16 protein-coding genes are annotated in these 21,944 nt (G+C 40.3%); 7 read left to right on the forward strand and 9 right to left on the reverse strand.

Translation table 11 applies throughout. The features are described from left to right. Positions 1–84: 84 nt before the first annotated feature. The 6 genes from ACFFRD_RS23455 to ACFFRD_RS23480 form a co-directional block, all read right to left on the reverse strand. Positions 85–771: a PHP domain-containing protein gene (locus ACFFRD_RS23455; protein ID WP_114084817.1), complete on the reverse strand. Its 687-nt coding sequence runs from the start codon at positions 769–771 to the stop codon at positions 85–87. 721 nt (positions 772–1,492) lie between these two features. Then, positions 1,493–2,629, reverse strand: coding sequence for an AIR synthase related protein (locus tag ACFFRD_RS23460; RefSeq protein ID WP_392477767.1), 1,137 nt, complete (start codon positions 2,627–2,629; stop codon positions 1,493–1,495). Between the two features lie 87 nt (positions 2,630–2,716). Further along, complete coding sequence (locus ACFFRD_RS23465; protein ID WP_392477769.1) at positions 2,717–2,923, reverse strand: hypothetical protein; 207 nt, start codon at positions 2,921–2,923, stop codon at positions 2,717–2,719. A gap of 434 nt (positions 2,924–3,357) precedes the next feature. Beyond that, entirely contained in the window at positions 3,358–3,960 is a 603-nt protein-coding gene (locus ACFFRD_RS23470; RefSeq protein ID WP_114084820.1) for a superoxide dismutase, read from the reverse strand. Positions 3,961–4,449: 489 nt separating this feature from the next. Then, a complete protein-coding gene (locus ACFFRD_RS23475) occupies positions 4,450–6,057 on the reverse strand; it encodes a bifunctional pantoate--beta-alanine ligase/(d)CMP kinase (protein WP_392477771.1) in 1,608 nt (535 codons plus the stop codon). Between the two features lie 186 nt (positions 6,058–6,243). Next, the gene (locus ACFFRD_RS23480; RefSeq protein WP_114084822.1) at positions 6,244–7,353 is read right to left on the reverse strand and encodes a septal ring lytic transglycosylase RlpA family protein; all 1,110 of its coding nucleotides are present in this window, start codon (positions 7,351–7,353) and stop codon (positions 6,244–6,246) included. Positions 7,354–8,242: 889 nt separating this feature from the next. On the opposite strand from ACFFRD_RS23480, the gene glsA reads away from it, so the two are divergent. Then, the gene (glsA, locus tag ACFFRD_RS23485) at positions 8,243–9,226 is read left to right on the forward strand and encodes a glutaminase A (protein ID WP_392477774.1); all 984 of its coding nucleotides are present in this window, start codon (positions 8,243–8,245) and stop codon (positions 9,224–9,226) included. 422 nt (positions 9,227–9,648) lie between these two features. Here the strand turns inward: glsA and ACFFRD_RS23490 are convergent, their stop codons facing one another. Both ACFFRD_RS23490 and ACFFRD_RS23495 read right to left on the reverse strand, forming a co-directional pair. Next, entirely contained in the window at positions 9,649–10,464 is an 816-nt protein-coding gene (locus ACFFRD_RS23490; RefSeq protein ID WP_392477775.1) for a DUF1838 domain-containing protein, read from the reverse strand. Between the two features lie 222 nt (positions 10,465–10,686). Continuing rightward, positions 10,687–11,871 (reverse strand): AbrB family transcriptional regulator, encoded by a 1,185-nt coding sequence (locus ACFFRD_RS23495; protein WP_392477776.1) that lies wholly within the window; start codon positions 11,869–11,871, stop codon positions 10,687–10,689. 852 nt (positions 11,872–12,723) lie between these two features. Between ACFFRD_RS23495 and ACFFRD_RS23500 the strand changes: the two genes are divergently transcribed. The 3 genes from ACFFRD_RS23500 (at position 12,724) to ACFFRD_RS23510 (ending at position 16,798) form a co-directional block, all read left to right on the forward strand. Further along, positions 12,724–14,802, forward strand: coding sequence for an ATP-binding protein (locus ACFFRD_RS23500; protein ID WP_392477778.1), 2,079 nt, complete (start codon positions 12,724–12,726; stop codon positions 14,800–14,802). Between the two features lie 391 nt (positions 14,803–15,193). Further along, positions 15,194–16,135, forward strand: coding sequence for an alpha/beta fold hydrolase (locus tag ACFFRD_RS23505; RefSeq protein ID WP_392477780.1), 942 nt, complete (start codon positions 15,194–15,196; stop codon positions 16,133–16,135). Between the two features lie 330 nt (positions 16,136–16,465). Continuing rightward, complete coding sequence (locus ACFFRD_RS23510) at positions 16,466–16,798, forward strand: hypothetical protein (RefSeq protein WP_190961253.1); 333 nt, start codon at positions 16,466–16,468, stop codon at positions 16,796–16,798. Positions 16,799–16,874: 76 nt separating this feature from the next. Here the strand turns inward: ACFFRD_RS23510 and ACFFRD_RS23515 are convergent, their stop codons facing one another. Then, a complete protein-coding gene (locus ACFFRD_RS23515; protein ID WP_392477782.1) occupies positions 16,875–18,056 on the reverse strand; it encodes a serine hydrolase domain-containing protein in 1,182 nt (393 codons plus the stop codon). Positions 18,057–18,207: 151 nt separating this feature from the next. Here ACFFRD_RS23515 and fdhD point away from each other — a divergent pair, with 151 nt between their 5' ends. The 3 genes from fdhD (at position 18,208) to ACFFRD_RS23530 (ending at position 21,942) form a co-directional block, all read left to right on the forward strand. Next, the gene (fdhD, locus tag ACFFRD_RS23520; RefSeq protein WP_392477784.1) at positions 18,208–19,041 is read left to right on the forward strand and encodes a formate dehydrogenase accessory sulfurtransferase FdhD; all 834 of its coding nucleotides are present in this window, start codon (positions 18,208–18,210) and stop codon (positions 19,039–19,041) included. Positions 19,042–19,459: 418 nt separating this feature from the next. Next, the gene (locus ACFFRD_RS23525; RefSeq protein WP_392477786.1) at positions 19,460–20,581 is read left to right on the forward strand and encodes a DUF262 domain-containing protein; all 1,122 of its coding nucleotides are present in this window, start codon (positions 19,460–19,462) and stop codon (positions 20,579–20,581) included. Then, positions 20,578–21,942, forward strand: a complete 1,365-nt coding sequence (locus ACFFRD_RS23530) for a DUF3696 domain-containing protein (RefSeq protein ID WP_392477788.1) — start codon at positions 20,578–20,580, stop codon at positions 21,940–21,942. Before ACFFRD_RS23525 ends, ACFFRD_RS23530 begins: the two co-directional genes overlap by 4 nt. Positions 21,943–21,944: the final 2 nt, after the last annotated feature.

Genomic DNA, 21,944 nt, shown 5'->3' on the forward strand with positions numbered 1-21,944 from the left:
CCACCTTATGAGTACATTGTTCGCGTTAGCGTCTCGCAGAGAAGGTAGGGACTTCCGCGACTAGTTAAAAAAACTGATTCATCTTTATAAGCGTTGTAGCAGGCTCAAACCGTGGGTGTCAGTACCACAGGTATTGAAAAGAAAGTATTCATCAGCCAACTTTTGCACTTGTTCGGATTCCAATACGCTGGGTTTCCAAGGGTTAGGGTTATTGTAGGCGTAGAAAGTTTCCACACCATCGATACCCTTTTGGGATGCAGCTGGAATTAAGTCAAAATGCGATCGCTTATAACGGGCCGGATGAGCCAGAACTGCCAATCCCCCAGCTTGATGAATAGCGGCAATCACGTTACTTGCCTGATATTCTTGGCCTGTAGTCGGCCTTCTTTGCAGATAGGGTTTCATGCTAGGGTGTTCTGGAGCAAAAGCGTAAGCCAAAATGTGAACTTCTATATCCAGAAGGTTAGCATTGATTTCTACGCCACTCCACAGGTAAGGAGTTGTTGCACCAGGATTACTCCACTTCCAATCTTCTAACCAAGCAAGGGCCGCTTGATAGCCCATAATGCCATGATGGTCAGTAATCGCCAATCCTTTTAGTCCAATAGCGATCGCCTGCTCCATCAATCCACTCGGCTGCAACCTGCCATCTGAGTGGACAGTGTGCATGTGAAAGTTGAATAACCTTGGACAACTGTATGCATCAATGTTCTGGAATACTTGCTTCAAAAGTTCTGCCGAAGCAGTAGTCCGGGCCAAATTTACAGCCATAACCCCCTCTGAATAAAAATATATATCCTTAACACACTAAAACGCCCTATTTACAGATGAGAAATTTCCAACACTGTAAATTAGTGTATTGGTGGCTACTTTCTCAGCTTTTCCAGCAAATTTTTCAATATGTTAAGACTACGTTAGCAAATCTTAACCTCAGTAGTCATGGGTAGTTTGAACTACTTTAAATGTAAGTAGTAAAAAATATTGCATATAAAATTTTATAAATACGCCTATACTATTTATGCTAAATAGCTTGTTTTTAAAGGCTTAGGAGAATGATTTTCTCAAATTAGTCTGGGACTTAAATATATATCACGTGTTAAAAAAATATAAATACCAGTAATTATACTAACTTTTATCGAAACAGAATTCAGGAGTCAGGAGCCAGAATTCAGAATGAATTTTGTGTGACTGGCGGATAGCGGAGCGTAAAGCCTTCTCTACGAGAGGCTGCGCCAACGGCATGGCTTCGCTTAGAGCGAGTCATCGAGCGTCTGAATCAAGGGGTTTAAGACCCCCACTGATAGCGCAGCGTTAGCGAGTCCGCGAGCGTCTTGATTCTGACTCCTGAATTCTGAATTCTGAATTCTTCTTCAATTCATCTAGGAATGACTTCAGTGTAGGCAAAGCCAGGCGCAGGCATCGCATGAGTGGAGTTTACAATAGCTCTCCAAAAACTAGCGATGTCTACGACGGGCTATGCCTACGCTTGCAATTATACTCCCCGCGCAATTCCAAAAGAATCTCCCTTCAACGTCACCCCAAGCGGTTCTATTACCACCTCGCGGCTAAGGGACGCTTCAACCCTGCCGGCAATCACAGCCGTTAGCTGATGTTCTCTTGCGAGGATGACAATCCTTTCTGCATCCTGCTCAGATTCCGTATAGAATGCAAATCCGGCTCCGTAATTGAACACGGAAAGCATCGTCTCTGCCCCGCCCTCAAGATGACCCTCGACAAAAGTAAATATCTCCGGCACTGGGAGCATTGTTTTGATGACGTACCGAAGTGGCTTCACCGACCGCATCAGCTTCTGCCAACCATGACCAGTAATATTTTCCATCGCGGTGGGGCGAATTCCTTCGCCAAGCACTGCCTGTACAAGTGGCGTGTAGAGATAGGACGCAGCATTCATCGCTTCCCAAAACTCCTGCCCACTGGGAAGTTTTGTTCTATAGCCATCAGGGAGAGACTCAGTAAGCTTTCGCAGTGGGGTAAACCCGTTCTCATGGGGGCCAGAACTCTCAACAAGAACAATAGTATTTCCGGCATCCAGACGCGAGCTATCAATAGGAGCGACACCAGGCGGCATCACGCCAAAAACCGAACCCGCAATGTCGAGCCGGCCTGGAATCATCTTAGTTTTCAATTGAGGAGTTTCCCCGGAGAGATAGACACACCCCACTCGTTTGCACCCCTCAACGACTCCATCCAGAAACCCATCAAGGAAAGCGGGGGTAAAGATGGTTTCAGGAGTACTTGATGGCAGATAAAGACCAAGAAGTAGAGTCTGCATCCCTGATGTTGCCGCGTCGTTTGTCAAACACGAGATCATCTTGATACCGATATTCCACCAAAATCGCCGAAGTTCTTCTTCGGAAAGGTCGTCAGGGCGGGTATCGTCTGCCGTTCCTAGTCCTTCAGGGACGAGTGTTAGAGAAAGTTCTGGAGCGCCCGCTTGAATAAATGGAGCAAGGTTGAAGCTGAAAGCGTTAGCACTTGCTCCAAGACCCGACGAGGGGACGGTACCATAGGCACTTGCAAAGGTGAGTGTGCGTTTTGCAGCTTCGATGAAGCGTCTTTTTGCGGCATCGAGAGTATCGTAATCGACTTGATCGAGAGCTTGAGCCATCAGGTTGCGTTTTAAGTTAGGAATGGAGATGCGATTAATAGCGTCTGTGCAAGAGTTAAAAGTTAGGAGAAGTCATAACTCCTCACTTTAAAATACCTCATCTTCAATACCACGCCACCATTCACCCAAATTCATCAAGTCTTGGTAAATATCTTCTAATTCTTTGGCGTAAACATCGTTTGTAATGGTGGCTCGACGCTCTTGCAATTTCTTGAGGCGCAGTTGAACCAATACCCAAGGTTTACTGATGCTATTCGTTGCTTCGATGTATTGTGCTAGTTCTTTGCTATCCATAATGTTTTATATTTTTAAGAATTACACCCTGTACAAAAGAATCATGTTGTGTATAAGGTAAATGTTTGGTTTCAGGTTTTTATTAATTATTCTTTAATAGTAAATAGATCCGCGTTATAAAAGCAATTCATGTAGACGCAAAGCGGCTACTCTGACGAGAACGCTTTCAGCGAACCCGCAGGGTATTGCCCCTACAATAAATAGTTTTTAAACAATTCATATTTGGTATTTTCTGTCAATCACAAGCTCTAATTTGATTTTCATACCACTACTTTTTATTCAGATAATGCCCATCCGACTACTGAAAAACAGAAAAAGGAGAAACTAAAAATAATTTCTCCCTTTTCTGGTGGACTTTCTGCTTCAACTTTTGCAAATTAACTTATGGAGCAGCTTACTAAGAGGCATCGCACTCAGTTTAAACCAGCAATTAATTAAGCTTTAGCCAAGTTTTCAGCAGCAAAGTCCCAGTTAACCAAGTTATCTAGGAAATTCTTGATGAACGCTGGACGAGCGTTTCTATAGTCAATGTAGTAAGCGTGTTCCCAAACATCCAAGGTTAGGAGTGCCTTCTTACCATGAGCTAGAGGGTTTTCTGCATTTGGTGTTTTGATCACCTTCAGCGTACCACCATCATCAATCAGCCAAGACCAACCACTGCCAAATTGAGTTGCAGCTGCGTTAGAGAACTCTTCCTTGAACTTGTCGAAGCTACCAAAATCTTTATCAATCCTGGCTGCAAGATCGCCAGTGGGTGCGCCGCCACCATTTGGTTTCAAGGAATTCCAGAAGAAGGTGTGGTTCCAAACTTGAGCAGCGTTGTTGAAGATTCCCGCCTTAGAGGAGTCTTGGAAGGAAATTTTGATCACCTCTTCCAGAGACTTATCAGCAAGTTCTGTACCTTCAGTCAGCTTGTTGAGGTTGTCTACATAAGCTTTGTGATGCTTACCATAGTGATACTCGAAAGTTTCAGCTTTCATGCCATTTGGCTCTAAAGCATTCTTGTCGAAGGGTAGCGGGGGCTGTACAAATACCATTGTGTGAAATCCTCTCTTTACCGGTTTCCAGTTTCAAGCTATTGCAGAAGCTTGGAAAATTAACAGCTTTTATTTTTAAGGTTTTATGTCTTTAATGATGGAACATAAAACTTAACATCGTCATTCTACTACCAAAGTGAAGATAAAGTGAAGATGCAAACAAAGTACTTCGCTGATAAGTCAAATCGCTATGAATTCACGGTTATAAATAAAAATGGCTAATATCTCGTAGCGAAAGTCCAATCTGTAATTAGCATTTAGCAATTAAAGCTTTAATACTTCTATCTTTAGTAGGATTAATTGCAATGTGGTAAATCAGTCGAAAGCGAGATGATTTAATACTTAAATAAGCTAATGATCTAAAAACTAATGCTTAATAAATTACTAATGAAATTATCTTATTTTTAAATATTGTTTTGAGGATGGTAAGTGAATAATCACTCACCCACCACCCTTTGAAACTAAAAAGTTAACAGTAAATAGCGGTGATTAGCACTGAGATAAACGCTGCTGGTAATAGTTAACAATTTGTGCCGTGACTTCAGACACATCCAAGCCATCAGTTTGAACTTCAATGGCATCTGCTGCTTTTTGCAAAGGCGAAACTTTGCGTGTGCTATCTTTCCAGTCACGCTCGGCAATATCCCGTTCTAACTGCTCTAAATTGATTGTGGATTGGCCTTGTTTGTTAAAGTCTTCCTGGCGGCGACGGGCGCGTTCACTGACAGAAGCAGTTAAAAAGATTTTCACTTCGGCATCGGGGAAAACGTGAGTACCAATGTCTCGTCCTTCAGCGACCAAACCACCTTTTTTACCCCAGCTTTGTTGTTGTTTAACCAGTGCTTGACGGACAGCGCTTTGGGCTGCGATCGCAGATACAAGAGAAGTTACCTCAATGGTGCGAATTACCTGGGTAACATCAGTACCGTTAATCCAAACCTGCACGGACGATTGTAAATCCTGGGTAGGAGTAAGTTCAATTTTACACAGGTTAGTTAATTCAGCGATCGCACACTCATCATCAATAGCAATCCCCTTTTGCAGTACAAGCCAAGTGACAGCACGGTACATTGCTCCTGTATCTAAATAGACTAAACCCAGGTTTGCTGCCACTTGCCGCGCCACTGTCGATTTTCCAGCCCCGGCTGGGCCATCAATGGCGATAATGGGTTGACGATCGCGCAAGATGATATTGTCAATCAAACGTGTAGAACCAAGACGAGCTGCGATCGCCAACATTCCTTCCTCCTCAACTTTTTCTAAAGACATCAACGTAGTCGGTTCAACTAATTCAATATATTCCACTAAAATTGTGCTGACCATTGCCACTTCTTGCTGTACCACTGCTATCAACTTGTTGCTATTGCGATCGCCTGCAATGAATGCAGCTTCAGCCCGTTGCAAGCCGCGATATAATGCTGCCGCTTGTTCTTTTGCCGTTGCAGTCAAATATTGATTACGAGAACTGAAGGCAAGACCCGACGCTTCCCGCACTGTTGGACAAGCAACAATTTCTACTGGCAAATTTAAGTCAGCTACTAAGCGTTTAATAATTGCCAGTTGCTGACCATCCTTTTGACCAAAGTAGGCACGGTCAGGCTGTACCAAGTTGAAAAGCTTGGTAACAATCGTAGCGACACCTTGAAAGTGACCCAGGCGAGAACGACCACACAAGCCTGTCATCATAGCAGATGGGGGTATAACTTGTGTAACCTTTGATTCTTGTATACTCTTCTGGGGAACTGCCATCTCTTCAGGAGTCGGTGCAAAAATGGCATCTACTCCAGCTTGTTCGCAAAGTTTTTGGTCTTGCTCTAAAGTCCGGGGGTAGCGTTGGTAATCCTCGTTAGGAGCAAATTGCAGGGGATTGACGAAAATACTCACAATCACCGTAGAATTTTCTTGCCGCGCCCGTTGGATCAAGCTTAAATGACCTTGATGCAAATTCCCCATCGTTGGTACTAGACCGACTGCCGTCTGATACCAGCCAGTTATCTCATCTAGTCTTAGATCCTCAGTAACCGCAATCAGCTTGTTTTCTGAGCAGCGTTTAGTTAAATAGCAGCGTAAAGCTGCGACTGTTGTCAGCAGGCGCACAAAAAATACCCCTAGTTCTTATCGATCCCTCCCCCGTTAGTTTATATCTGAAACAGAGGGAAGAGTTGATTGAACTAGGGGAATTAAGTGATACGGAACTTGAATTGGATTTAGGGGAAAGGTTATAGGTGACAGGTGATAGGGAATAATCTTTTCCCTGTAACCTGTAACCTGTAACCTACTCGATTATTTTCCCAAAACTTCAATATGTACTGGTGCAACACCACTACCCATCATTCCCAAAATTCGAGCCGCGCCAGCAGATACGTCAATGACTCGACCCCGAATGAATGGGCCTCGGTCATTAATTCGCAGCACTACAGAACGACCGTTGCGGGTATTGGTTACACGCACTTGCGTACCAAAGGGTAAGCTGCGATGAGCAGCAGTCATTGCTTCTGGGTTGAATCTCTGACCGCTTGCAGTCTGAGTACCAGAACCGTCATAGCCGTAATAAGAAGCCATGCCTCTCAAAGTGGCTTGCACTACTCCAACGGCAATCTGTTGAGGCAGCTTTGGTATTGAGACTGGTTGACGGACTGGTAAATTAGCAATTTCTTTTAGGGGAGATGCATTGCCTAGTAGCCTCCGCAGGCGATTAGTTGCTTGCAATGCATCTTCTGCCAAATTTTTGGTGGGATTGGTCTGTGCTAATCGTGTAGCTTCGTTGATTTCGACCAATTCTTCGCCATTAATTTTGATTACATAGCGATCGCCATCTTGCCGGGAGGGAGCGCTTTTGTTTTGTGCTTGATTGGCATTAGATTTTTCCCCTGCTTTCCAACTGACGGTAATTTTACTGCCGTCTACACTTTCCCGATTCAACTGGTTGATCTTAGCTGCTACTACACCAGCTATCTGAACCGGGTCATTGTCAGAGGAGCTAATCTGGTTACTCACATCTGTTACGTCGTCAGCATTCAGTGCCTTTGGTGAATTGCTAGCAATAAGGGCGTACTCTTGTACGCCCCCAGTATTTCCAATTGCACCAACTTTTTTAGATTCAAAATTCGTATTTGATACAGAACTCAAAAAGGTGAGAACAGGTATATTTCGGATAAAAAGGGTTGCCGCCTTACGTCCTCTAATGTTGTGAGGATGAATTTCTGTAATCACAGCATCCAAGGTTTGTCTCCCTGCTCTGGATTGGTACTCTCCCACCTTAACCACATCAGGGGCAGGTGATTTTTGGGATGCTAGAGCATTTCCCTTGGTGGTTTGAGTACAACCGACTGAAGGTATGCCCAAAACAGCCATAGACAGGGCAACAATAATCCACAAATGTCTTTGATTCATGCGTCCGTTTTTGAAAGCGACTGTAGAACTTTAAGTTTTATAAATTGCGGGATTTTTCACTCGTGAAAGTGAATTCCCTTCTGAAAAACTCGAACTCGTTCCGTTTTCACTTTGTTATTTATAACTCGCAACAGACTAACACGAACCTTTTGGCTTGGGGATCAGGGTTTTAGCGTAATTATCGACTGCTCAATCAAATTAAAGTTCCAAATTTAAGGGTGAAACCTTTCTCAAAGGCGGACTTTGGCTATGTAACGCTTTTTTCTGCAACTCAAAAATTTCTTCAAAAAACTTTACGCTTCTTGCACGCCAAAGTGACGACACCCTGTTGACTTCTGTTCTAAAGGCTCACTACTACTCGTGTATTCTAGATAACATGTATTTTCACTATTTCCTATAAGAAGATAATATAACTTTAATTAAATGGCATCGGCATAAATACTTAAAATCGTTTATTTAATCAAATATTTAGATTTCCCTATGAATAAGTCGTGATATGAGTTACATCTACAATAATTATGCAAATTAGTTTGAGTTTAAGATGTTTTTTCTACTTAGATTAATCATGACTTTTATTCCCCATAAGTCAACGTAGATAAGTGATTAATATTACCCTTAACCCCAGTATTACTGAGTATAAAATAAAGAAGTATACTCAACTTAATATTTTTCGTGATTAATGATGAAAAAATTAGGAAATCTTCGCGATCGCTTGTAGATCAATTTTTGTTGGTATCAAAAACAACAACAGCTATTTTTGGTACTAAGTAATTGCTCAAAGATGATTTTTTAGAGCAAACTATCTTTTTCAAAATCTTTGCGGCTGTAGGGATGTACGGCTGCACCCCTACTATATATAGTGAGTATTTTGGGGAGTGCTACCAGCGTGATGACAAGCCAAGTAAATCAGAGAGATTTAGAAATAGATTCATCGCCATTATTAGCTGTTCTTCAGGAATTGCATTCTCAGTACAAGTTACTGCAAGAGGGTGCAGTAGCGAAATATATTCCAGAATTGGCAAAGGTAAACCCGGATTTGTTCAGCATTTGCATTGTCACAGTAGATGGTCAGATTTATAAAGTTGGCGATTACGACCAACTTTTTACCATTCAGTCGATTTCTAAAGTGTTTGCTTATGGACTTGCCTTAGAAGATCATGGACTGGATTACGTTTTAACTAGAGTTGGCGTAGAACCGACAGGCGATGCATTCAACGCGATCGTTTTAGATGAACAATCGAAGCGACCTTATAACCCAATGGTAAACGCTGGTGCGATCGCAACCACTAGCTTAATCAAAGGTTCCGGCCCAACAGAACGTCTTAACCGAATGCTGGATATGTACAAGCGATATATCGGCCGGGACGTGTTCGTTGACATTTCAGTTTTTACCTCAGAACGCAGTACAGGGCATCGCAACCGCGCAATGGCGCATCTGATGCTCAACTTTGGCATGATTGACCGGAATATTGAAGAGTCGCTGGATCTTTATTTCCAGCAGTGTGCTGTGATAGTGAATTGCGAAGACTTAGCAGTGATGGCGGCTACTCTAGCTAACAAAGGTATGAACCCCATCACCAAAGAACAGGCGGTAGATAAGCGTTACATCAAAGATATTCTGAGTGTGATGTACACCTGTGGAATGTACAACTTTGCCGGTGAGTGGGCTTACAAAATTGGGATTCCGGCAAAAAGCGGAGTTTGTGGTGGGATTATCGCGGTTGTACCCAATAAGATGGGTATTGGGGTTTTTTCACCCCTGCTAGATGTGCGTGGTAATAGTGTGCGAGGGGTGAAGGTGTGTGAAGAACTTTCCCAACGGTTAGGTTTACATCTATTTGATTGTTCAGGACAAGAGGCGAAATTTGATTGAAGGACAGTTCGACGGGTCATATAGTTGCTGTCTAATCAGACTAATAAAAAGACCTCTCCCTGTTTTTACTAGGGGACTTCCAAATAAAAAAAATATCCCAAAACGGACAAAAAACCCTCTCTATTTCTCCTCTCTCTGTGTTCTCTGCGTCTCTGTGGTTCGTTTATTTCTTGGAAATCCCTAGGCAAAACCTGTCCCTCTCCGCCTCGGAGAGTGACAAATTGGAACACAAGGTTAAAGCAGGAACGGTTTATCTAACTCTCGTTTATCTATATATAGATATAGTCACCAAACTCTAAATTATCTCTCTTCGCGTGTCCTCCAGTTACAGCTATTTTCAGGTAAATAGACCACGCTGTAGGGGCAATTCATGAATTACCCCTACGACAGATGTGCTTCAAATACATGAAAACTGCTGTAATTTACAATTCTTCTGCTTGGGGAAGCGGGAAGATTTCACCAGCTAAATAAGACTGAAAGTGCTTTTGAAAGTACAACCAGGAAGTCATATCTTCCCCATCTATCAATGCTTTTGGGGCTTGTTTATATAGAGGAATACGATTATTTATTTCGTCTTGTAGCAGTGGGGGCAGTTCTGTTAAACCATTGACTTTGCTGCCAACAGCACTGTAGATCAGTTGACCGGGGCGATCGCCCATTTTCATCCAGGGAAGCCATTGACCAATTCTATCCCAACTTAGTTTGAGTTCAGAAACTGAGGGAAGCGCTGAGTTAAATAAATCTGCGGTTGGCACAGTTAATTTAAACAATTCTGCTGCCTGATAAATTGGATTTGGGCTGTATTCGGCAAATTTGGGATCGTCTGCTAGGGGATTGGGGTAATAGGGAAATATGTCAAAAACGAAGGTTGTGCTGTCACCATCTACTTGTGCAGGGAAATTCCCCTCAAACCTACCCTGCACTGGATTATTGGCAACATGAATTACCGGAACTGTCTCGTTTGTCCAAGGATTCTCCCACTTGCGTAAGACTTCATCGGTTTTTGGGTTGAGGTAGTAAGTTAGTTCCCTAGAAGTAAAATCCCAGCTACCCTCTGCTGTGGGAATACATCGGCTAACACTCAATCCCAGGATTTTAAATAGAAGTTGTCTTTTCTCGCCGGGGATAAAGGCATAAATCTTACCTTTCCAAATCAGGAAAGTGGATTCGTTAGGGTCGAGGGAAGAACGAGTTTTAACCCAGTGCTGCGCTTCAAGTTCTTGGATTTGAGCAACCATCTAAAGCATCCTTAGTGTTTGGATAACAAAAGGATAAGCTAACCAGCATTCAAGTTGCATTTTTGTCATTTGTCATTTGTCATTTGTCATTTGTCATTTGTCATTTGTCAAAAACTAATGCCCCATACTTCCCTACGGGATGCTGTGCTTCTCCAAAGGAGTATGACTGCGCTCAGTACCAATACCCAATACCCAATACCCAATACCCAATACCTTCATTAATTAAACTGATTCAGAAAGTTGCTCATCCAGACGGCGAAACAAAAACACCCAAAGAGGTAGGGAACTGTTAATCGCAATTAGTCGCACTAAATGACCAGTTGTGACAATTTCAACATTATGATTCAATGCCAGGGAAACCAAGATCATTTCTGCCGATCCTCCTGGTGCTGTGACTAGCAAACAGGTTAACCAGTCCCAAGAGGTGAATTGCATTGCAAGTATAGCAGCGATCGCTCCGGCGATGAGAGTCATCCCTACAGACATCAAGGCATAGCCAACAGTCCGCTTCTGAAAGTTGGGTTTGTCTCCCCAATACTCACCAATGGTAATTCCCAGGAGCATTTGACCCAATAAGTTTATTATTGGCGGTGGACTAAAACTAATATCACCCACAAAAGGCAGCCAATGTAGCAGAGGATTAAACCCGATACCAATCAACAATGCCCCAAAGAAATCACCAGCGGGAATTTTAAATAATATAGCTGGATAAACTACTAATGCAGTGATTAGGAGTATTAACAAGAGTAATTCTAGTTGAGATGGATCGAGATTGAGCCAATCAGGGTTGATTGGGAGCGTTTGTGGATAGTAATTACCGGCTGATGTCTTAGCGATGAAGGGGATCAAAACCACTACTGAGGTGACGCGAATCGCCTGAACTAGGGCGACTAAGCTGACATTTTTATTGTAATCGGCAGCGATCGCAGCCATAATTCCGACACCACCAGGAACAGTAGCCAGCATTGCTGTCAATAGGTTGGTTTTGCTGAGGCGGGCATACATATAACCAATACAACTTCCACTCAGCAGCAGAAACAAAGTCAGAAAAATGAATATGGGAATACCAGAAGCAACACTAGCTAGATTACCGTGGGTATTGGAAGCGCCGACAGTTAAGCCTACAAGTGCCATTCCCACTTTTCTAGCAGTGCGGTTAGGTTGAGGATAATATTGATAAAAAATTCGACACCCTTGAAGAACTACCGTACCAGCAGCAATTCCGCCAAATATCCAGGCAATCCTGCCAATTTGGAACTTGGCGAGGAGTAAACCCAGAGGTAATGCCAGAAGCATTTCCAACACAAGGACAATTAATTGCTTCGTAAATAGCTGTTGTTTGGTAACAACAGCATTTTCATGAGTGTGTTCTTCTAGGCTGGGAGCAACACTTACGCTTTGATTCATCAATACAAGCTTTTTTATTAATTTAACTTATGTACTAAAGCTAACGCGATCGCACAACATAAATAGAGTCTATCAAGCCAAGTTTACTAGGATCGTAGTAAGCACTTTAGCGTTCAGATCAATCACTAAAGTCCTGACTAGGAAGTTATTCATCTATCAAAGTTAGTCTAGTGGACTACTAGATGTAAATTTACCGTGTACTACCTTCAAACAAAAATACCTATAGAGAGAGTATAAGGGCACAACGAGAGAGCGAAGTATATGTACGGCTGGAAAAAAGCCGAGGCTTTAGGACATTAATTATTGCAATGATAAATAAATACGCCTGAATTAAGGATAATCGTAGGTTAGCTTGATGAACGAAACCCAACAATTAACCCTTAATATTGGGTTCTGTTCCTTAAGCCAACCTACACAGTTTAAAGTTTTTATGGCTAACCCAAGCGTATTGAATGATAAATAAATATAGTGTTATAAGACTCATATTTGATTGCGTGAAAAAACTCCGTATAACTCAAAAAGCCTTCTTTTCTATTGCCTATTGCCTTCTTACACAAGATAGTTATTCAAATCAAGTAAATGTGAGCATATACTTGATTTGAATATTTAAAAATAGCTTAACTATACTTGTCCCTGAATCATTTGAATCAATTCACTGCGGCTGCGATTTGCTTCTGACCAAAAAGCTATCCAAAATATAGGTTTTATACTTTGTAGAGGAATCTAAAATAGTTGTATGCAACATTTACCACCATTTTCCCTTTCCCTCTTTCTGGTAAGTTAGGATGACATCTGCATTGCTTAAATCAAGCGTGTTAAAAATTCCAGATAATTCGTCAAAGGTACTTGCAGATGATAAACCTTAAAAGACTAAAATTTTTGCAAAAACTTCAACCCAAAATTCTATTTTTTACATTTGGAGCATCTTTATTACCAGTTTTCGTTTTGAGCAGTGCAGTTTGGCAATTAGTAGAACAACCACTCATTGAACTAGAAAAAACTCGCCTTGATGATCAAGTTTTAGCTTTTCGTGGATATACAGCTGCTACAGAAAAGGGACTTGCAAATTTAATTTCTAGTTATGCTAATTGGACTGATTTGTATAATGCAGTTCAACATTCAGATCGGGGGTGGATAAAAAAAGAAGTTTCTACTCAACTATTATTCACGACTGATCTTGATGTAGTGAAGGTGATTCAGTCCAAAAAAAAAGAGATAATTGGCTCTGCCGGAAATCAAATATCTAATCTCCCAATAGTACAAGCAAAAATCAAATATTTAAATAACCAGAATAAATTATCTCATGAGTTAATTGATACAGGGACACAAGGATTAGTATTGTTGGGAGGCTCACCTATTTACCGTAGTGATGGAACTGGAAAGCCATTCGGAACTTTAATTGCAGGACAGTTAATGGATAAAGTATGGCTCCGACAATTTTTAACTTATTCACAGCCGACCACCAGACTGGAAATAATTTCTTTAGATGGAAAATTTTTCGTCTCTAGTAGTTATGATTGGAAACCAGACATTTGGGAAAAAACTTATTTTGATTCTCAAATCTTACCAAGTATTTCCCAAAAACACTCAGTCTATCGGATTCAGCCAAATTTGGGATTAAATACAATTTATGCTCCCATATATTCTGATAATAAGCCTATTGCTATTGTCAAGATCCAAATTGTAGCCAAATATTTTCAGGAGGCGAAGCTAACTCTTACCCGCTTGTTTTGGCTGGGGTTAAGTTTAGCAGTGCTACTGTCAGTATTAATTGCTCATTTACTAGCTCAACAAATTAGTAACCCAATTATCCAACTTGCAAAGCGTAGTAAAACTTTAGCAGCAGGTGATTTGAGTAGCCCCATTCCTAATGTTAAAAATGGTGGTGAAATTGGGCAGTTGGCTAATGCTTACCAGGAAATGGCTAATTCTCTCACAACCCTAATCAATAATTTAGAGCAAAGGGTAGCGCAACGCACTCAAGAATTAGAACTAGCTCGTCAAACATTGGAAGAAAGAGTGCAAGAGCGGACAGTAGAGCTTTTACAAAAAAATCAGGAACTAGAGATGAAAACTGAACAATTGCATACAGCTTTAGATAATTTAAAAATGGCAGAATCGCACTTAATTCAAACAGAAAAAATGTCTTCGCTAGGTAATCTGGTTGCTGGTATCGCCCACGAAATTAATAATCCAATTAATTTTATCTATGCTAATCTCACTCACATCAACAACTATACTCAAGATTTATTCAATCTCATCTTCAGGTATCAGCAACGCTATTCAGATCCAGAGATTCAAACCTATACAGAAAAAATCGAACTTGATTATTTAATAAAAGATTTGCCTCAAATTATAGCTTCTATGGATACAGGCGCTAATCGAATTCAAGAGATTATTTTCTCTTTGAGAAATTTTTCTCGGCATGATGAAGCCGAGATCAAAAAAGTTAACCTTCATGAAGGAATTGATAGTACTTTGTTGCTGCTACAGCATCGTCTGAATCCTCATCATGATTGTCCAGTTATCCAGGTAATTAAAGAATATGACAATTTTCGCTTAATTGAGTGTTATCCTCGACAACTAAATCAAGTATTTATGCAGCTTTTACTAAATGCGATAGATGCTTTGGAATTACATCCAGAACAGTTGGATAAAAAAATTATAATTCAAATTAAAGATACTAAAAATAGTGTGATAATTAAAATTATTGACAATGGCATAGGTATAGATGATAAAAATATTTCTCAAGTATTTGATCCCTTTTTCACTACTAAATCTGTTGGTAAAGGTATAGGTTTAGGTTTAACTGTTTGTTATCAGATTATCCAAAATCATCAAGGAAGTATTCAAGTTATTTCGCAATTAAATAGAAAAACGGAAGTCATTATTGAATTACCATACTTGCTTGCCAATAATTATGAATCCTGATGCTATTGGTAATCAGCAATTTTATTGTCTGTATAGCCGCGTAAAGCCTTCTCTTCTCTTTCAGATACGCTAACGCGAACGAGAGGCTGCGCCAACGGCATAGCTTCGTTTAGCGCGTCAGCGTGCCGGAGGCTCTATTCCATTCGCCAGGGCAGACGTGTTTTTATAAAAGTGAGATGCTCCCCTTGACCCCCGTCTGCTGGATAATGGTTTTAGTATTGTCAAGAGCCAGAGAAGAAACAAAAGGCAATTTTATCACTCTCTTAATGATCAGCCCCATTAATTAGTTTTCAGTGAGGGCAGCATCAGGCTTTTTTATCAACCATAAAAAAGGAATTGAGGAAACATGACTTCAGTAACTCACCGTGAAGTCGAGACCAACGGCATCAAGATGCATATTGCCGAACAGGGTCAGGGACCACTGGTAGTCTTGTGTCACGGCTTCCCGGAAAGTTGGTACTCCTGGCGACATCAGTTATCGGCATTAGCTTCAGCAGGATTCCATGCAGTAGCACCTGACCAGCGCGGTTATGGGCAGACTGACCAACCGGAACCAATTGAGGCATACCATATTTTCCAGTTGGTCGGTGATATTGTTGGTCTGGTTCATGCGCTGGGTGAGGAGCAAGCAATCATTGTTGGACACGATTGGGGTGCCGTGGTTGCCTGGCATTGTGCCCTACTCCGTCCAGACATCTTCCACGCTATCTCCCTGCTGAGTGTGCCCTATCGACCCCGCACTTCGTCAAACATTCGACCGACACAAGCAATGAAGTTGATGGCTGGTGAGCAGGAATTCTATCAACTATACTTCCAAGAACCAGGTAAAGCTGAGGCGGAACTTGAGTCTGATGTTCGCGCCACCATACGTACAATCCTCTACTCTGCCTCAGGAGATCCACCACCAGAAAAACGCTGGCGTTTCCTGTTCAGTAAGTCTGAGAAACTACTGAATACTTCTTCTGTACCGGAGCAGCTTCCCCCTTGGTTAACAGACCAGGATATCGACTTTTTCACTTTGGAATTTGAGCGGACTGGTTTCCGGGGCGGGTTGAACTGGTATCGCAACATAGATTCTATGTGGGAACTAACACCGTTTCTTTGCGGCGCAAAGCTTCGCCAGCCGGCATTGTTTGTGGCGGGAGAAGCAGATGCAGTGATCGTAATGTACCGTGAAGCATTCGATACCCTGGAGCAGAACGTGCCCAATCTGAGACAAAAGGTATTGCTGCCTGGTGCTGGTCATTGGATTCAACAAGAACGCCCAGTCGAAGTAAACAGACTGCTCATCGAGTTTCTGGCAGACCTCCAAATCGACAAGCCCATTACCTAAAAGTCATTGCAGGAAAATTCGCGGCTCAAATTTTGCACCTTTCTGATATTTCCGCCTGTGACATCAAGCGCCGCCTTCATCGCTGAATGCCTTACCCTATGCGGTGACATTTTCTTGCATAAATTGTGATCTCAATGCCCCACAAAGAGCGATTGCGTAACCACCCGCCGTAGGCGGCTTAGGGCAAAACCCCAATCTCCAGACCAAAAACAGCATTATTACTTAGTCAAATGCTAAGAAATAGTGCAACAATAATTCTTTTCGCATCACCGAGACTAAAAAATACTAAGATAAGTCAGCCGAAAGTTTTGTTTAGGGGATGCGCGGACAATGGTGCAAACAGTGCAAACGCAAGAACTGACAATAGAACGGGTAAATCAAGCTGTCGATGCAATTCTTGCTGTTTTAGGAACTCCTGAGTCGGATTTACACGCCCAGGCGTTAGATGCATTTCGTCGCTCCGATCATCAGACTGTAAAGCGCTTGGCTTCGACTAATTTATCCGATTCTTATTGCAAGGCATTGGGATACTTGGGGGGTGCGCTGAAATTGACTCCTAACACCGATACAATCTTGGCAGAGTCAGCACGGGCAGCCGCCGATTTTGTCCGGGAGAAAACATTACATCAACTTGGCACTGCGATCGCCAAGGCACTTAATTAAATAGGTAATAAGTATAAGGGTTTTAGCTAGTTCATTTTTCTTTACATAGTTTGATTTTATTGTGCAAACTTATTTATTATTTATTACTAATAACCTCTAAACCTGTCCTAGCTATTGATTTAATATCAACACCCTGATCGTTTAGCAGCACTACTATAGTGGTATTTTGATTGGGGAGATATGCCAGCAATGTTGTGAAGCCATAAGCTATACCACTATGGCCAATTGCTGTTTCCAAAGGAGATGAGAACCGTTCTACACCTAACCCATAACTATAGCTTTTGCCATTATCTTTAAATTTCAGCATTTCTTTCATCATCTTCGAGGAAAGTAAGCTTTTTTTGACAAATAACGCTTTAGTAAACTTGGTTAAATCCTCTGCTGTTGAAACCAATCCACCATCTCCTAAACCGTTGCCATCATTCACTTCGGCGTCGCTATCTAGCTTACCATCCTTATTGCGATCGCTATAACCTGTAGCTACTTCTCCAATTGTCGGTTCGCGCAATTCTGTAAAGGTGTGTTTTAATCCTAATGGTTTTAAAATCTGACTGCGGATTGCTTGTGCGAGAGTTTCCCTAGTTATATTTTCAACGATCAGTTCTAAAAGAATGTAGTTGCAATCAGTATAAATAAATTTTTCTCCAGGATTTGCCTGCGGTTGTTCCTGGTACATATACTGAATAGCTTCTCTGGCTGTCCAAGGCTGTGAGCGGCTTCTTTTGGCAGTAGCTTGAATAAACTCTTTTGTATTAAGGTATTCAGCAACACCACTGGTATGGTTGAGTAGTTGACGAACTGTAATTTTGTCGCTGTTGACAATATGAGGAGTGATGTCTCTTGGTAAGTAGGTTGCGATCGCGCGATCTAATTCGATCTTCCTTTGCTCGACTAATTTCAGCACAACCACCGCCATAAAAGTTTTACTCATACTGGCAATGGAAAAGCCATCTGTGGGTTTCATCCGAGTTTTAGTTGACAAGTTATTGACACCAGAGGCTCCCACCCAATAACCGTTAGGTGTAGAAATATACATTACTGCACCGGGTATTTTTTCTTCTGCAACTATCTCATCTAAAAGTGTCTGTAGCTGAGAACTTTTTCCAACGGTGGAGGTAGATATGACTTGTTTAGCAAAAGATTTTTCAATTACTCTTTGACTAATGTTATTACTCACTAGATATCCTGCAAAACCAAGGGAAATCACGAAGACTATTGCAAATAAAGTTTTTCTAAAAGCCAAAAATATTAGGTTCATTTTACTTCCTAAATAGAAACCTACCCGATTTAGATCGACTGCACAAAGTAGTTAGTGAGAATCAAAGAGACATCTGATATACAAATAGCATTACTCTATTCCCAGATTAGTATCAAAATTTCGATTTACCAACTCTTACATAAATTTGACAATGCCAACTAAAAGCAAAACCAAAGCTACTGTTTGGGTAGTGGAAAAAGGTCAAGTACGGCCTCGTTTAGATCATCTCACTACTGAGGAACCTTTAGAAATTCGTCTTGTTCCTTTCCAGAAGACGGTAGCTGTAACAATGCGGACACCAGGTGCAGATTTTGAACTAGCAGCTGGTTTCCTCTACAGTGAAGGAGTCGTTAGCCGCAGAGAAGATATCCGACGTATCAGCTACTGTGTTGATGAATTAGTAGATGGTGAGCAACGCCATAATATTGTAAATGTAGAATTGCGGGATGGGTTGATTCCAGATTTACAGCCTTTGGAGCGTCATTTTTATACTAGTAGCGCCTGTGGGGTGTGTGGTAAAGCTAGCCTTGAGGCTTTGCGTCTGCGAGGATGTCCAGTGATTCCTTCTGGCCCGACGGTAACACCTGAGATCATATACAGCCTACCTGATAAACTCCAGGCTGCTCAAGGTATCTTCACGGCTACAGGAGGTTTGCACGCTGCGGCTATCTTCGATACTCAAGGTAATTTGTTAAACTTGTGGGAGGATGTTGGACGACACAATGCTTTGGATAAATTGATTGGTACAGCTTTTCTCAGTGACGAATTGCCTTTAAATAATTGTATTGTCCTGGTCAGTGGACGCTCAAGTTTTGAAATTTTGCAAAAGTCTACAACTGCTGGAGTTCCCATTGTTTGTTCTGTTTCTGCTCCCAGTAGTTTGGCGGTATCTGTAGCCAAAGAATTCGGGATTACCTTAATTGGATTTCTGCGGGGAGAACGATTTAATATTTACACTGGTTTGCAAAGAATAAATGCTGTTTAAGAACACTTTTATAGTGGCGTGTCAAGGCTAAAATAGTGCATTACAAATCTGGGAAAAATTGAGTTTTTACAAACATAACTCAATTTTTCTATTACAACATTTTAGCCTTGACACGCCAGTAGGGTGTATTACCGCGAAGCGTAACGCACCAAAAGTAAGGTTATTACCGTAGTCGGGATGTAAAATATACATATAAAAATGAGCTACACGTACTGTTTGCGGTTGCTGAGTTAAGTGACAAAGATTGTTTGAAGTAAGTTGGAGATTTGGCAAAAGTTTAACTTAGGCTGTAGTGGATATAACAAGAGGTTATTCTGGGCGGCTAGGAGATGTCATAATCAAATTATCAGGTGCTTTAAGATCCACTGTGAGTCCCAACTATATCGCATATATCAGCTAACAAAAGGAGTAAAAATAAATGGATATTGATGAAGTACAAGATAGTGATGTAATTGAAAAAGATGAAGATACTGCTGAAGAAGATAGAAGTGATAATGGGGGGTTGTATCCTTATGACCCAACTCAAGCAGATATTGACATCAGAGGAGACCTTCAAACGGTTTTCGAGTTAATGAGAAAATATGATAATAATAAATTGATTATTGATCCTGATTTTCAACGTAATTTAGTTTGGACACCAGAAAACAAAAGTCAATTTATTGAATCTGTAATACTTAACTTTCCATTACCTCCTTTGTATGTGAATCAAACTTTAGAAGGTAAGTATATTATTGTAGACGGGCTACAAAGAATATCCACATTACACGAATTTGTTAATGATGAATTTAACTTAATAGGCTTAGAAGCTTTAATAGATTTGAATGGATATAATTTTTCAAAACTCAAAGAGTTACCAGGTGACTATCAAACGAGAATAGAAGACAAAAAACTTTATATACACATTATTAAACCTTCTGTACCAGCAAAAGTTGTTTACGATATTTTTAATAGAATTAATACGGGTGGAACATATCTTGAACGACAAGAAGTCCGAAATGGTATTTATTCAGGAAAATCTACTAAACTCCTCAAAGAATTATCAGAAGCAGACTATTTTAAAAAAGCTATTGATTATGGAATATCTCCAAAAAGAATGAAAGATAGGGAAGCTGTTTTGCGCTACTTAGCATTTAAAATTTTCGATTATGAAACAGAATATCAGGGAAAATTAAGCGATTTTTTGGATAATGTAATGAAAAAAATTAACCTAATGACAGAAGAAGAAATAGAAGGTTTAAAAAATGATTTTATGAGAGTTATGAATTTAAGTTTTGAATTCTTTGGTAAAAGAAACTTCCGTTTACCTACACCAGAAAGGAGAGGAAGAATAAATATTGCTATTTTTGAATCTGTTTCATACTTTTTATCAATTAATAGTGATGACTTTTTACAAAGCTATAAAAAAAATATTCAAGATAACTTTGATAAGTTATTACAAATTCCAGAATATATTGATGCTGTAAGATATGCTACAAGTAGTAAAGCTAAGGTAATTACTAGATTTAAACTTGCACAAGAAGTTTTAGGAAATGTCTCATGATAACACAAATAGAATTAGAAAATTTTAAAGTTTTCAAAGAAAGAACATCTTTTTTATTAGGTCAAATAACTCTGTTGACAGGAATAAATGGATGTGGGAAGTCTACGCTTCTTCAGTCTTTGCTATTAATGAGGCAATCTATTGAGCATAATGATAGTGCGTCTCAAGTTGTATTAAATGGTAGTTGTGTCAACTTAGGTAGTTTTATAGATATTAAAAATAGTACTATTTCGAGAAATAAATCAATCAAATTTATATACCATTATGAAGATAAACATATTCTGAATCCTAATCAAGAAGATAATCTCAAGCTTCACGGCTATGCAGAATATGATTTTGAGGAAAATTTTGAAGATGATATGGTAGCTCAGACAAGTAATATTACTTTTTCTGATAAAGCTGTTATAGATATTAATAAAATACAATCTGATTATGAATTTGAAGGAGTATACAAAAAGATTGAAGATTCAAATATATTTAATATAAATAGATTTGATTTTCATGAAATAAAACGAGGTAAATTTGTAGGTTTACCAGAGGAAAGAAAAGGCTTTTGTGGTCTTCTTAATTTATTACCTTTCGATGGTGGGGGATATGATTCTAAACCTCCAGAAAAACACAGCCTCACTTTGGATGTATATTCACTGCATAAATCCTTGCATTTTTATAAAATACATTACATTTCAGCAGATCGTTTAGGGCCACAAGAATCTTATTCTAAAACTACTTTGAACAAATTTCCGAATGTAGGAGCCAAAGGAGAATTTACAGTGAACTTACTCTATAAAAAGAGAGGTGAATTAATCAACGAAAATTTATGTCTAGGTCAAGATGCCAAGACTTTATATACTCAAACAGAAGAATGGCTTAACGAAATTTTTAATGGAGCGAAAGTAGAAATTCCTAGTTCTGACAGTAATAGACTCGAAGTTTTATTTAATACGAATAACTCAAAAGACCGTTTTAAACCAGCTAACGTTGGATTTGGATACCATTGCATTTTACCTATTGTTGTTTCAGGATTGGTTGCAAAAGAAGGAGAAGTATTAATAGTAGAAAATCCTGAAGCGCATCTGCATCCAAGAGCGCAATCTCGATTAGCCCAATTTTTAGCCAGAGTGAGCAGTTGTGGGGTACAAGTTTTTATTGAATCACATAGCGACCACATATTAAATGCCTTGCGGATAGCCGTTCTTGATAAAATTGTCACTCCAGAAGATTTAAGTATATTATATTTCCAGCGAAATCCAGAACAGCCAGTAGTGCAAATTCCTGTCCAATCAAATGGAGGAATTGAAGAATGGCCAGAAGGATTTTTTGACCAAATGGATAAAGATTTCTCTAGGCTTTTTGGAATGTAAGT

The organism is Nostoc sp. C110 (genome assembly GCF_043099725.1).
GTDB classification, from domain to species: Bacteria; Cyanobacteriota; Cyanobacteriia; order Cyanobacteriales; family Nostocaceae; genus Nostoc; species Nostoc muscorum_A.

Coding starts and splice junctions, on each gene's coding strand:
- fdhD (WP_392477784.1), top strand. CDS start 18,208: ATGCCAACTAAAAGCAAAACCAAAGCTACTGTTTGGGTAGTGGAAAAA.
- ACFFRD_RS23480 (WP_114084822.1), bottom strand. CDS start 7,353: ATGAATCAAAGACATTTGTGGATTATTGTTGCCCTGTCTATGGCTGTT.
- ACFFRD_RS23530 (WP_392477788.1), top strand. CDS start 20,578: ATGATAACACAAATAGAATTAGAAAATTTTAAAGTTTTCAAAGAAAGA.
- ACFFRD_RS23510 (WP_190961253.1), top strand. CDS start 16,466: ATGGTGCAAACAGTGCAAACGCAAGAACTGACAATAGAACGGGTAAAT.
- ACFFRD_RS23515 (WP_392477782.1), bottom strand. CDS start 18,056: ATGAACCTAATATTTTTGGCTTTTAGAAAAACTTTATTTGCAATAGTC.
- ACFFRD_RS23495 (WP_392477776.1), bottom strand. CDS start 11,871: ATGAATCAAAGCGTAAGTGTTGCTCCCAGCCTAGAAGAACACACTCAT.
- ACFFRD_RS23525 (WP_392477786.1), top strand. CDS start 19,460: ATGGATATTGATGAAGTACAAGATAGTGATGTAATTGAAAAAGATGAA.
- ACFFRD_RS23470 (WP_114084820.1), bottom strand. CDS start 3,960: ATGGTATTTGTACAGCCCCCGCTACCCTTCGACAAGAATGCTTTAGAG.
- ACFFRD_RS23465 (WP_392477769.1), bottom strand. CDS start 2,923: ATGGATAGCAAAGAACTAGCACAATACATCGAAGCAACGAATAGCATC.
- ACFFRD_RS23460 (WP_392477767.1), bottom strand. CDS start 2,629: ATGGCTCAAGCTCTCGATCAAGTCGATTACGATACTCTCGATGCCGCA.
- ACFFRD_RS23490 (WP_392477775.1), bottom strand. CDS start 10,464: ATGGTTGCTCAAATCCAAGAACTTGAAGCGCAGCACTGGGTTAAAACT.
- ACFFRD_RS23455 (WP_114084817.1), bottom strand. CDS start 771: ATGGCTGTAAATTTGGCCCGGACTACTGCTTCGGCAGAACTTTTGAAG.
- ACFFRD_RS23500 (WP_392477778.1), top strand. CDS start 12,724: ATGATAAACCTTAAAAGACTAAAATTTTTGCAAAAACTTCAACCCAAA.
- glsA (WP_392477774.1), top strand. CDS start 8,243: ATGACAAGCCAAGTAAATCAGAGAGATTTAGAAATAGATTCATCGCCA.
- ACFFRD_RS23505 (WP_392477780.1), top strand. CDS start 15,194: ATGCATATTGCCGAACAGGGTCAGGGACCACTGGTAGTCTTGTGTCAC.